Consider the following 12,570-nt stretch of genomic DNA (forward strand, 5'->3'; position numbering starts at 1 on the left):
ATATAAAAAAATTGTATCTGTACTTCTTTTCTTTTTTTTCTCTTCTTTGTATAAGAAAAAAATAATCATGGAAATATTAATAAGTTATTACCAACCGGATAAGCAAACCTTTTTTGAGAAATTCAACAAAGCGTGGTTAAATAAATATTTTACCGTTGAACCTATTGACAAATATGTGTTAGAGCATCCGGAAGAGGCTATTCTTCGAGACGGGGGCGAAATTTTATTTGCAGCATATGATGGTGTAATTGTGGGCACGGTAGCGCTAAAAAAAGTTAGTGAGGAGGTTATGGAGTTAACTAAAATGGCTGTTGACGAATCTTATCATGGACTTGGGATCGGTAAGGCTCTGTGTGCACATGCCATCGAAAAGGCGCGCGAATTGGGAGTAAAAAAGCTGGTGTTGTATTCCCAAAGCATCTTGCAGTCTGCTTTAGCAATTTATAGAAAGTATGGTTTTTATAACGTGTCCGTGGATAACCCCAAGTATAAAAGGGCGGATGTAATGATGGAGTTAGTTTTATAATCCTTTTTAGATATGCAGCATACATTTCAAATAAAAATAGGTGTTGACGAAATGGATATGAAACTTATTCATACCTTTTTATCAAAAGAAAGTTATTGGGCTAAAGATATTCCGCTCGAACTGGTAGAGGAATCCTTAAATAACTCTTATTGTATCGGGGTGTTTGACAATAATAAACAAATTGCATTTGCCAGATTAATTACGGACAGGGCAACATTCGCTTATTTGGCCGATGTTTTTGTAATAAAAAGTTATAGGAAACAAGGGGTCTCAAAAATAATGCTTAATCATATTATGCGTTTACCCTGGGTAAAAACTTTGCGACGGATGATGTTGGTTACTGCGGATGCGCATTCGCTTTATGCCGAATATGGTTTTGGACCACTCGCTGATATAACACGACATATGGAAATATATACACCAAACCTTTACAAGAAATGAAAGCAGAAAAATTCAACCGGTTTACAAGCGACTGGATTAGGGCTTGGAATAATCACGATTTAGAAGAAATCATGACCCACTATGCGGATGATATTGATTTTCGTTCGCCAATCATTCAGCAGCTTGGAGTAAGCGAAGAAGGACAAGTACGAGGTAAGCAACAATTAAAGGACTATTTTGAAAGAGGCTTGAAGAAGTATCCGGATTTGGCCTTTGAACTGTACCATGAGCTCCACGGTATAAATTCGGTTGTTTTAGTATATCGGAGTGTTAATAACTCCATCTCTGCCGAATATATGGAACTAAACGACGAAGGTAAAATTCAACGGGTTCGGGCACATTATCATTGGCATTAAAATTGACTTTGAAAGCGTATGAATACATTGGAAGGATGTAAAACATATTTGGAGAGTGTAATAAAGCAGTTCCTGTACTATAAAAAGTTGGGCGAACAGGCGATTGCCCAATTGGACGATACAAGTCTTCATTGGCAATATAATCAAGAAAGTAATAGCATCACTATTATCGTGCAACATTTAACAGGAAATATGTTGTCGAGATTTACAGATTTTCTAACTACTGATGGTGAGAAGACCTGGCGCAAGCGGGATGAGGAGTTCGAAGACCAACCAATTGATAGAAAGGAGTTGATGATTGTTTGGAATAAAGGTTGGACCTGTTTGCTCGATACCATGTATAATCTGCGCCCATCCGACCTTGATTCTATTATATATATAAGGAACGAGGGGCATACCGTCGTGGAAGCAATAAACAGACAGCTGGCACATTACGCTTATCACGTAGGTCAAATTGTTTATTTAGCAAAAATGATCAAAGACGATACTTGGGAAACCTTATCGATTCCACGTAACGGCTCTGCACAATATAATCGAAAAAAATTTGGCCAAAAGAAAAGTAAGCGTCATTTTACAGACAAGCCCTAATGATAACTATTTAAAAGAACAATCCACCTCGTGGTCATTTACCATGCCAACTGCTTGCATATAGGCATAGCAAATAGTACTTCCAAAAAATTTCATTCCTCGTTTTTTTAAGTCTTTCGCAATGGCATCGGATTCAGCGGATGTTGTCATAAATGACCTGTAGTTATCAACTTTATTGTTGATTATTTGCTGATTGGGCATAAAAGAATATAAATAGCTATAAAATGATCCGAATTCTTTCTGAATGCTTAGAAATATAATTGCGTTGGATATGGCTGCTTTCACTTTTCCTCTGTTACGTATTACTTCAGGGTCTTGAAGGATACGATCTACATCTTCGTCCGTAAATTGAGCGACCTTTTGAGCATCGAAATCGGCAAAATTCCGTCGATAGCCTTCTCTTTTTCGTAATATGGTGATCCAGCTAAGACCGGCCTGTGCCGACTCCAAAATCAAAAATTCAAATAAAGTTTTATCATCGGTTACCGCTTTGCCCCATTCCTCATCATGGTAAGCCATGTAAAGCGGGTCATTGCCGCACCATCCGCATCTTTTTATCATATATACGTCTCTGTTATTGTTATAATTCGTTCAGTGGGTCCCAGTAAATGGTCTTGAAGTTAACTACTCGATCGTTTTCTACTGTGATTCCTTCGTTTTCTAAGAGCTGCTGCATCAAGGTGGGATGACCGAAAGCTGCTTTAGCACTTAACTGGCCTTTGCTGTTTAGTACGCGGTGTGCGGGAACCGGTGGATCAGCTTTTCCGGCATTTCCCATTGCGTAACCTACCATTCGTGCAGCACCGTCCCTTCCAAGTGCCCGTGCGATAGCTCCATAAGAAGTAACCCTTCCTTCCGGAATCTGTCTAACCAACGCATAAACACACTCGTAAAAATTTAGTTCTTCCACCGTGGAACTTGCTTAAATTGCTAAATTAGTTATTTTCCCTATTAAAAACTGCATCTTTGTGTCATGTCTAAAGGAACGTTATATTTATTGCCGGTACCGTTATCTGATCAGGCAGCATCGGCGTCTTATACCACTTATTTTTCTGAGGTCGTCAATGCGATTGATGAGTATATCGTCGAAAACGAAAAAACGGCCCGTAAATTTTTAAAGCAAGCAGGATTGAAAATGCCGCAGCAACAATTGGTCCTTCATGATTATGGGAAACATGCAAGAGATGAATACGATAAAGATCGCTTTTTTAAGGCCTTGCTGGAAGGTAAGGACGTCGGTTTAATGAGCGAGGCGGGTTGTCCGGGAATTGCGGATCCAGGCGCAGATATTGTTGCCCGAGCCCATCAACTGGGTATTAAAGTGAGACCGCTTGTGGGGCCTAACTCGATGATATTGGCGTTGATGGCTTCAGGATTCAATGGGCAAACTTTTGCGTTCCATGGATATTTGCCTATTGATAAAGCGGCCCGTGCAAAGAAAATAAAAGAATTAGAACAGGTTGCTCAGAAAGCTAAGCAAACCCAGTTATTTATGGAAACTCCTTTTCGAAATAATCAATTGTTGGAAGAAGTGTTGAAGGTATGCTCCCCTAAAACCCGTTTATGCATTGCGTGCAATATTACCGATCCGGATGAATGGATCAGTAGTGATAGCATTGAGAACTGGAAAAAGAAAAAGGTGGATCTGCATAAAAAACCAGCGATTTTTTTACTGCTTTAAGGATTATCTTAAATAAGTAATGCTGTTATTCCAAACAGCGCGTACCTTAAGATTTAATCTTTTAGTACACGCTGTTAATTTGTACAATGGGAATCAAAACGTTTCCGTTCGATTATCATCCCATGCTTGGTTCCATTCAATCTGAAATTGATTCTGTTTGTCTGCATCCACTAGTAGTTTACCTTTAAACAGTAACTGTACATTGTTTTTTATGGAGCTGCTGACTGTAAAGGTCCTCAATAATGTATCGTCCTCATCATAAACATTTACGATATAACCTAATTCAACAGGGTTGCTTACATCCCCAATGAATTGATTAAAACTTAAGCTTTTATGATCGCTATTGAATAGTGGATAAAATACAATGTTTGTTGCTTCATCTTCTACGGAACTTGGAGAGGTGCTAAATGGGGTGTAAACAAGTGGGGCATGTTCGCTATGGATGCTAATTTTCCGTACATGAGCCAAGTCTTCTTCGTCCGTAAATTCAAATTTCACCTGACTAAAATACCGTTTCAGGCTAACGTCGATTTGTGTATTGCTGTTAACCTCCAAATGGGGGATGTGCGCCCCGAAGATATGTGCATCGTGGTTGCTGAAACGATTAGAAAGGTATAGATCAGAGGCCGTTGTTAGGACTTGTGGCAATAATAACTCCGCTTTTGAAACATTGGAGGTAATGAAGGCGTAATAGCTTCCCGAAGATAATTTAAAGGATAAATCAACTCCTTCGTCCGAAGGATTGAACGTCGTACTGCCTTGCAATGCTAGTAAATGGTCGTCCGCATTAAAGATAAAATAATGGATTTTGCTAATGTTGTCTGTCGACTCTTCCGGCCTGTCTTGATTATAAATACCGGAAAGGCGGAAGTTATCGAGTTTAAAAGTACCACGATTTGGATCGAAATCGTTCGCATCTCCCCTTTCGCCTTCAAAAGGCTCTATCTTGATCGTTAAACGTTGCGCTTGTATAATCGTACGCAGATCCGATAAATTAAACTCATAACTATTTCTAGCATTGTCTTTCGTGTTGGCAAACTGATTGTCGGCTGATAAAAGCGTGTAGGAGTTGCCATTGTCTGTTGAGAAATACAGGCTAAAGTTCTTCGGACCGGTTCCCGAGCTTCCTACATCAAAGGCCAGTTTGCTTATCTCAGAAACGCCCGTCAACGGCATAGTAATCACCAAAGATTGTAAGCCTTTTAAACTTAAGCTTCTACCAGCTGGATAAGGACTCAATCCGTAACCAGCTGTAAAACCAGGTGATGTGTCAGCTGCTTGAAAGGATATAGATGCTGATGAAGTGTTGATTGCTATATCCGGTAATAAATTTTCCTCATTAAAAGACCAAAAGTATACATATTGTTCCTGAGGACTCGGCTCTAATGGCATCGCAGACACTAAGCTAGGGGCTCCGTGGCTAGACAATCGCGACAAACTCAAGGAATGAGGGCTTGCAAGTGGTGTAATACTTGTTGAAAAGCCCTTAAGCTTAAAACGAACAGTGTGTAAGGTCTCTTCCTGCGGTTTGGTTGGAAGCTGAGGTGCCGGTTTCTCACAACTTAAAAACAGAAAAGGGAAAAGGAGAAACAAGAAGCAAGATTTGTAAAGTAACGTTTTCATAATCCGTTTAGTTTTTTAGGTTATAGGTAGGTTTTCCTTATAAAGCGATAAGAAAACCATGAATGAGACGGATAATGTCAATTATCGGTGACTCTCTTTGCAATAATAGCTAATTCTGCCTTAACTGTCTAAGACAGAGCTAAGAATGAACAAAGTGAACAGGATGATAAATTGCGTGTGGGATAGGTTAAGCGTGCCTAAAGCCATTTCGGTTTTAGGCATGCTACTAAAGAGGAGGCTAGTAGTTTATAAGGTCAAAGCCAATATCTCTCCTAAAATTTTTACCCTCAAAGTAAATCCGCCCAGCATCAGCTGTGGCTTGCTGTAGGGCTTCCAGCAGATTGTCTTTAAGAGCAGTTACAGCAATAACACGGCCTCCGGCCGTTTTGACTTCTTCGTTAACAAGCGTTGTACCGGCATGGAATAGCAAAGATTCTTTGACATTTTCCAATCCGCTGATTATTTTGCCATTCTCATATTTCCCTGGGTATCCGCCGGATACCAACATGACAGTAGCTGCGGTTTTTTCTGACACTTTAAATGATTTTGTCGCTAGATTTTCTTCGGCTACTCCCATTAATAAATCGACGAAATCACTTTCGATACGAATGAGTACGCTCTCCGTTTCCGGATCCCCCATTCGTACATTGTATTCTACGACATAAGGATTACCGTCGTCATTCATTAAACCTATAAAGATAAAGCCTTTATAGGGAATATTATCCTTTCTTAGGCCTTCGATGGTGGGCTTAATGATGTCCTTTTCGACTTTAAGCAAAAAAGCTTCGTCCGCAAAAGGTACAGGTGAAACGGAACCCATCCCACCGGTGTTTAAACCTGTATCGCCTTCTCCTATACGTTTATAGTCTTTTGCTGCTGGTAAAACCTTATAGTCTTTTCCGTCTGTCAAGACAAAAACAGATAATTCTATGCCTTTTAAAAAGTCCTCAACAACAACCTTGTTGCTTGCTTCGCCGAATTTAGCATCGGCCAACATGGCGCGAAGTTCCGTTTTTGCCTCTATCAAATCAGCGCAGATCAGCACTCCCTTTCCGGCGGCTAAACCATCTGCTTTTAAAACGATGGGTAATTTTCTGGTCTCGAGGTATTGTAAACCTTCTTCCAAGGTTTCTTTTGTAAACGAACGGGAGGCTGCTGTTGGAATTGCATGGCGTTGCATGAATTGTTTAGAAAAGTCTTTACTCCCCTCTAATTGGGCTCCGTCTGCCGTCGGTCCAATCACAGGAATATTGCTCAACTGTGCATCTTGCAAAAAATAATCATGAATACCCTTTACTAACGGCTCTTCCGGGCCAACTACTACAAGGTGGATATCGTTCTCTAGTGCAAAGGTACCTAACGAAGCAAAATCAGTAACCTTGATATCTACGTTTTTTCCGTAAGCGTCGGTGCCCGCATTCCCGGGAGCAATAAATAATTGTGAGGTTAATGGACTTTGAGCAATCTTATAAGCAAAAGCACTCTCCCTTCCCCCGGAACCAATCAATAAAATATTCATATGTAAATAATTATTCATTCGTGTTTGCATTCAATTGTATTCATGAATGCTTCGCATTTGTTCTTTAATGGTCATACCCGCCTACCGGTAGGCAGGTGGAATATCCAGATTATTTTATTCGTAACCTGTTTGTTTTTTATACACTCATGCTACTTCGTGGTCATTGAGTTTATGTTTGGCAATCATGGATATTTCATTTCTTAAATTTTGAGGATATTCCTACCAATACCGCAAAGTTATTTTTTTTCATGAATTATTGAGCTGCTTTATGAAAGCTTTTTCCTTTTATCAATCATCACCGGAAAAAGTGTATCTTGTGGAATCGTTAAGTAGTTGAATAGCGAAGTGGTTGAGTAGTTGAGTAGTACCTTTCTATCAAAGTTGCAACAATTACTCACACCGAATAACCAATAACGGATAACAAATAACTAACAGCCAAAGAACATGGAATATTTAAAATTGGAGATAAGAGAGCATATTGCTCATATCATGCTAAACAGAGGAAGTTCCAATGCATTACATGCCGAAATGGTTGCGGAATTAAAAGATACGCTTGAGATCGTAGGGAATGATGAACGCATCGGCGGAATTATACTTTATGGGAAGGAGGGCTTTTTTAGTGCCGGATTGGATTTAATCAGTTTGTACAATTATGATGAGAAGCAAATAAAAGCTTTTTGGTATCAATTTCTAGATCTTGTAAAAACGTTTGTTTCCTTTCCCAAGCCGGCTGTTGCTGCTATTGGTGGGCATAGCCCGGCAGGCGGATGTGTGCTGGCTCTTTGTTGTGACTACCGAATAATGGCAGAAGGTGACTTTATTATCGGACTAAACGAGGTGCCTGTCGGTATTATTGTACCCGAGAGCATTTTTGAGCTATACAGCTTTTGGATAGGAAAGGCCAAAGCTTATCGGTATTTGCTGACGGGCGAATTGTTACAGCCGCAACGCGCTTTAGAAGAAGGGTTGATTGATGAGCTGGTACCAATAAATCAACTACACACGAAGGCCGATAAGCAAATGAAAAGGTATTTGAATTTTAATTGGAATACCTGGCAACAAAGCAAGAGAGAATTACGCAAGGAGCTTGTTCATCGATTCAATCAAGATGCTACAGAAGTAGTTGATAAATTGCTTGCACAGTGGTGGGAACCTTCCACAAGAGGCATACTCAAGACAATCATTGGTAATTTAACAAAGAAGTGATGTTCAGATGAAAGAATTTCTAAGGTAAGTTTTTAAATAGCCACAAAAGTCTGCATAATTATGGAAAAAATACAAGGCGCGCTACGCGATGATGCGCTTAAAGGAAAAACAATAGTTGTAACAGGAGGTGGTACCGGTTTAGGGAAAGCCATGAGTACCTACTTTTCGGCACTTGGCGCCAATTTGATCATTGCGAGTAGAAGGCAGGAAGTGTTGGATAATACGGCAAAAGAAATCATGGATAGCACAAAAGGCCAGGTATTGGCGATTGCCTGTGACGTTCGCAAAACAGAGGATATAGAAACCGTTTTGGTTAAGGGAGTGGAAAGCTTTGGTAAAATAGATGCGCTCGTAAATAATGCAGCGGGGAACTTTATATCGCCTACAGAGAAGTTATCCGCTAATGCCTTTTCAGCCGTGATCGATATTGTCTTAAAGGGGACGGTTAATGCGACGCTTGCCTTTGGAAAATATTGGATAGAAAATAAAATAAAAGCTTCGGTTTTAAATATAGTCACAACTTACGCGTTTACGGGCTCTGCTTATGTTGCACCTTCGGCAGCAGCAAAAGGAGGCGTGCTGGCTTTAACACGATCGCTCGCAGTAGAGTGGGGAAAATATGGTATTCGGCATAATGCCATTGCCCCTGGTCCTTTCCCAACTAAAGGAGCATGGGAGCGCTTATTGCCGGGAGCGCTTGCTGAAAAGTTTGATTTTCGAACTAGGGTTCCGCTTAAACGGGTTGGCGACCATCAGGAGTTAGCCAATTTAGCAGCCTTTTTGCTCTCTGATTACGCGCTCTTTGTGAACGGTGAAGTGGTTACGATAGATGGAGGTGAATGGTTGCAAGGTGCCGGACAGTTTAGTGCGATGGAAGCTATTCCGGAAGAGATGTGGGAACAGCTCATACAGCAGGGAAAAAAAACGAAGGGAAGCTAGCACAAAAAAAATAAACATTTGTGAAAAAAAGTAACTTTATCTAAGTTTGCTAAACTTATCCGGATATTAATTTGACGTATTCATTAGCTCGACTGCCTCGCTTTTAATGGGGATTTCCAGTGAGTAATAATGAAATTTAGATAGCGCTTTGAACAATGAAGATGGCTGAAACACAAGTACAGGAAGAGACCTTTACACTGGAAGAAATTCTCTCGGTTACTAAAGAGTATCATCGGTTAATCTTGTGGAACGATGACATAAATACATTCGACCATGTAATTCACTGCCTAATGAAGTATTTAGACTATAGCGAAAGTCAGGCTGAGAAAATTGCATGGAAGGTGCATAACGAAGGGAAATGTGCGGTACTGGAGGGCACATACACTGAAGTGGATGTTTATAGGAAAATTCTGAAAGAAGAGGGCTTAACCGTTAGCATTGAGTAGTTCCTTCGTTATTGAAGTGTACCGATCGCCTCTTCCAACTCGTCTTGTGTGGTTTTCGTTTTATCTTTCGTATACCATAACATCACTTTTTCAATCCATTCCTCTTTACTTAAACCCATAACTTTTAGCGATTCGATGTATAGCTGCAGTTCTTTAGGCCGTGGCCCCCAGTTAAGTATCTCTTTATTTTCGGCCACGTCATAGATAATCAATTTCGGAATCCCACGTGCCCCATTGGTTAAATATTGGTCCATATAATCTGTATTGCTGTCTCTCAAAACGATAAATAAATCAATCTGGCTAGGATTGGCTTCCGCTATTTTGGCTATAACCGGTAATATCTGAGCAGCATCCCCACACCAAGCTTCTGTAATGACGGTAAAAACATATTGTCGCTTCAATTGTGAAAGCTTCGTAAGCAAAGACTTTTTCAGAGTGATCATTTTACCAATGCGCTGCATTCTTACCAGATTTAATGCCGTAAAATTGGCTAAAAACGAGGATTGGTCAGGACCTGTAGTCTGTCTTTTTTCTACAAGCTGTTTCACCAGTTCTATATAAGCATCGTAGCTAAATCTTTCTTGCGGTATATGGTTTAAAGACATGCCGCGAAGATACTGTAATAATGGTGTTACGGGTTAATCTTATTGTCAAAAAAGGAGTCCTAGACTAATTGATAATGTTAATTTTGACGGCGTCAGATAAAGCTAAAATTAAATAGATTCATACAATGAAGTTACAAGTGGTAAGAAATATTACATTATTCTTAACCTTATGCCTAGGACCTTTCCTTTTGCAGGCGCAAGACCTTGCGAAGATAAGCGGCATTGTTGTCGATTCCGTCAGTAGTCGACCCATAGACTTTGCTAGCGTAACCTTAATGAACCAACAGACGAACCAAGTAATAAAAGGCGGGCAAACCGATGATGACGGTAAGTTTATTTTTTCCGGCATACCGGCTGGGACTTACCTATTACGCGCCAGCTTTGTTGGCTATGATGCTTATGAAAAGCGATCTCTACGTGTAACCGGTACACAAACACTGGCATTAGGGAACCTAAAGCTAAGCCCTTCGGCAAGTACCATGTTAAAGGAAGTGGTAATAGAAGGGACACCGCCTGCTATGCAAATGGGGATTGATCGAAAGATTTTTAATCCTGAACAAAGTATCGTGAGTGCAGGAGGAAGCGCTTCTGAACTATTGGCTAATGTACCTTCCCTGTCGGTGGATATGGATGGAAATGTGGGGTTGAGAGGTTCTACAAATGTTAAAATCTTAATCGACGGAAAACAATCGGCATTAGCCGGCAGCAATATTAACAGTCTATTGGAATCATTACCTGCCAATTCTATACAACGAATCGAAGTGATGACAAATCCGTCCGCTAAATACGACCCGGAAGGACAAGGGGGCATTGTCAATATTATTTTGAAAAAAAACATCCGTACAGGCTTTAACGGCATGGCTCGTGCAGGAGGTGGTTCTTTTAACAATTACAATGCAGGGATCGACCTAAACTATCGCGATACGAAATTTAACTATTTTGGAGGCTACGATTTCAGACGAAGAAATAATCCAGGGAGCGGCTTTAATAATAATATTTACAATGATGGAAGTAGGGTATACAATATAAGCGATAACCAACGGAAGGGGAATAGTCACACCGTTCGTTTAGGAGCTGATTTTTTTGCAACAGAAAAAACTACCTTAGGATTATCGGCTAATCTTAATTTACGTGATAATATTCGGCGAGAGGACCTATTTTATACTTATTACGATGCAACAGGCTCCGTCATCGGTACGAGTCCACGCTACACTAACCAGAATGAGGACGATACAGGTTACGAGTTCAATTTCGATTTCAAACGGGAATTTAAACGCGAAGGGGAAGAATTAACTGCCAATGTATCATACGGTAGAAGTAAAGAGGACGGCATCCAGACTTTTGAGCAAACGGCAACGGATCCTTCCATTGTAATTGATCCCGGTCGGATTAATGATACGTATGAAGATGGTGAAAACGTTAATATACAAGTCGATTATGTGCTTCCCTTTAGCAAGGAACAAAAGCTTGAGACAGGATACAGAACAACTTTACGTTACAGCGATGAACAGCAATTGTCCGACGCATTTTCTCCATCCACGGGGCAATATGAACGAGATTATAACCTAACAAATGACTTCAATATGGATGATATTGTCCATGCTCTTTATGCTAATTACCAGAACAAGCTAAGCGACAAATTCGGTTATCAGGTTGGTCTACGTGCTGAACAGGCTTATTTAAATACCGAGTACCTTTCTTATGATCCGAATTTAGCCCCTGAAGACCGGTCGACTAAAGGGCGACTGGATTATTTCCGTGTTTATCCAAGCATCTACCTGACACAGGAACTCTCAGAAGGTTCATCCTTACAACTGAGTTACACACGTCGAGTTAACCGTCCTCGCGGATGGCAAGTGAATCCTTTTTTGGATATCTCTGATCCCGTAAATTATAGACAAGGAAATCCAAACCTTAAGCCGGAAGATATTCACTCCCTGGAATTAGCGTATAGTAAAAAGCTGGGAAAAATGAACCTAACCTCTTCGGTATACCATCGCATTACGAACGATGTAGTGGAAATGATCGTCGATTCGGCAGCGTCAGGCACTAATGTTACCTATTCAACCTTCCGTAACATTAGTCAAAATCGCGCAACGGGGATTGAACTTATTTCGCAGTTCACACTGAACCAAAATTTTGATTTTATGGCCAACTTCAATGGAAACTACCAGTCATTCAGTGGGAGTGAAGAATACGGCGTTGACGCAAACAGCGGTTTTAACTGGGATGCTAACTTAACGGCCAATGGCAGGATTGCTAAGGGCCTGACCGCTCAACTTAGAGGGAATTATATGGCTCCACGTGTCATGGCACAAGGGACATCGACCAGCATGTTTTTTGCGGATGCCGGACTCAAGTGGTCTGTTTTGGAAGATAAGGGAAGTATCATGTTGAATGTTCAAAATATCTTCAACAAGGCCCGGTTTGGAGGAACAAGAACAACTGCGCAGTTTTACAGCGAATTCCAACGTAATTTCATGAAAGGTCCGCGTGCTATGTTGACACTTTCTTATCGCTTTGGCAAACGTAACCCCGATCAAGAACGCAAGCGTAGAAGAGAAGAAAATACGGAAGATTTCCAAAGTGGTGGCGAAATGCAGTAAAATATTTCGCCGCTATAAATTACTTCTTTATGGC

At 40.6% G+C, this 12,570-nt stretch carries 14 protein-coding genes; 9 read left to right on the plus strand and 5 right to left on the minus strand.

All coding sequences use genetic code 11. The features are described 5' to 3' along the window. Positions 1–67: 67 nt before the first annotated feature. The 4 genes from ACH11B_RS07765 to ACH11B_RS07780 are packed head-to-tail and all read left to right on the plus strand — an operon-like array spanning position 68 to position 1,911. A complete protein-coding gene (locus ACH11B_RS07765) occupies positions 68–526 on the plus strand; it encodes a GNAT family N-acetyltransferase (RefSeq protein WP_377613210.1) in 459 nt (152 codons plus the stop codon). 12 nt (positions 527–538) lie between these two features. Continuing rightward, positions 539–967, plus strand: a complete 429-nt coding sequence (locus tag ACH11B_RS07770) for a GNAT family N-acetyltransferase (protein WP_013664781.1) — start codon at positions 539–541, stop codon at positions 965–967. Then, entirely contained in the window at positions 964–1,323 is a 360-nt protein-coding gene (locus ACH11B_RS07775; protein WP_130854526.1) for a nuclear transport factor 2 family protein, read from the plus strand. The genes ACH11B_RS07770 and ACH11B_RS07775 overlap by 4 nt, the downstream gene beginning before the upstream one ends. Positions 1,324–1,341: 18 nt before the next feature. Then, entirely contained in the window at positions 1,342–1,911 is a 570-nt protein-coding gene (locus tag ACH11B_RS07780; protein ID WP_013664783.1) for a DUF1572 family protein, read from the plus strand. A 6-nt stretch (positions 1,912–1,917) separates the two neighbouring features. Here ACH11B_RS07780 and ACH11B_RS07785 read toward each other — a convergent pair whose 3' ends face one another. Both ACH11B_RS07785 and ACH11B_RS07790 read right to left on the minus strand, forming a co-directional pair. Then, complete coding sequence (locus ACH11B_RS07785; protein ID WP_013664784.1) at positions 1,918–2,472, minus strand: DNA-3-methyladenine glycosylase I; 555 nt, start codon at positions 2,470–2,472, stop codon at positions 1,918–1,920. A 19-nt stretch (positions 2,473–2,491) separates the two neighbouring features. After that, positions 2,492–2,821 carry an MGMT family protein gene (locus tag ACH11B_RS07790; RefSeq protein WP_013664785.1) on the minus strand — a complete coding sequence of 110 codons (330 nt, stop codon included), beginning with the start codon at positions 2,819–2,821 and terminating at the stop codon, positions 2,492–2,494. Between the two features lie 63 nt (positions 2,822–2,884). On the opposite strand from ACH11B_RS07790, the gene ACH11B_RS07795 reads away from it, so the two are divergent. Then, entirely contained in the window at positions 2,885–3,592 is a 708-nt protein-coding gene (locus ACH11B_RS07795; protein WP_130854525.1) for an SAM-dependent methyltransferase, read from the plus strand. Positions 3,593–3,685: 93 nt separating this feature from the next. Here the strand turns inward: ACH11B_RS07795 and ACH11B_RS07800 are convergent, their stop codons facing one another. Next, positions 3,686–5,215 carry a hypothetical protein gene (locus ACH11B_RS07800; RefSeq protein ID WP_377613211.1) on the minus strand — a complete coding sequence of 510 codons (1,530 nt, stop codon included), beginning with the start codon at positions 5,213–5,215 and terminating at the stop codon, positions 3,686–3,688. Between the two features lie 238 nt (positions 5,216–5,453). Further along, a complete protein-coding gene (gene purD, locus ACH11B_RS07805; RefSeq protein ID WP_377613361.1) occupies positions 5,454–6,734 on the minus strand; it encodes a phosphoribosylamine--glycine ligase in 1,281 nt (426 codons plus the stop codon). 444 nt (positions 6,735–7,178) lie between these two features. Between purD and ACH11B_RS07810 the strand changes: the two genes are divergently transcribed. The 3 genes from ACH11B_RS07810 (at position 7,179) to ACH11B_RS07820 (ending at position 9,325) form a co-directional block, all read left to right on the plus strand. Beyond that, positions 7,179–7,940, plus strand: a complete 762-nt coding sequence (locus tag ACH11B_RS07810; RefSeq protein WP_013664789.1) for an enoyl-CoA hydratase/isomerase family protein — start codon at positions 7,179–7,181, stop codon at positions 7,938–7,940. Between the two features lie 60 nt (positions 7,941–8,000). Further along, entirely contained in the window at positions 8,001–8,879 is an 879-nt protein-coding gene (locus tag ACH11B_RS07815) for an SDR family oxidoreductase (RefSeq protein WP_013664790.1), read from the plus strand. A gap of 155 nt (positions 8,880–9,034) precedes the next feature. Next, positions 9,035–9,325 (plus strand): ATP-dependent Clp protease adaptor ClpS, encoded by a 291-nt coding sequence (locus ACH11B_RS07820; RefSeq protein WP_013664791.1) that lies wholly within the window; start codon positions 9,035–9,037, stop codon positions 9,323–9,325. A gap of 8 nt (positions 9,326–9,333) precedes the next feature. On the opposite strand, the gene ACH11B_RS07825 is transcribed toward ACH11B_RS07820, so the two are convergent. Next, entirely contained in the window at positions 9,334–9,930 is a 597-nt protein-coding gene (locus ACH11B_RS07825) for a thioredoxin family protein (protein ID WP_130854521.1), read from the minus strand. Between the two features lie 125 nt (positions 9,931–10,055). Between ACH11B_RS07825 and ACH11B_RS07830 the strand changes: the two genes are divergently transcribed. Then, positions 10,056–12,536 carry an outer membrane beta-barrel family protein gene (locus ACH11B_RS07830; RefSeq protein WP_013664793.1) on the plus strand — a complete coding sequence of 827 codons (2,481 nt, stop codon included), beginning with the start codon at positions 10,056–10,058 and terminating at the stop codon, positions 12,534–12,536. Positions 12,537–12,570: the final 34 nt, after the last annotated feature.

Source organism: Olivibacter sp. EAT-5 (assembly GCF_044784325.1).
GTDB lineage: Bacteria > Bacteroidota > Bacteroidia > Sphingobacteriales > Sphingobacteriaceae > Olivibacter > Olivibacter oleidegradans.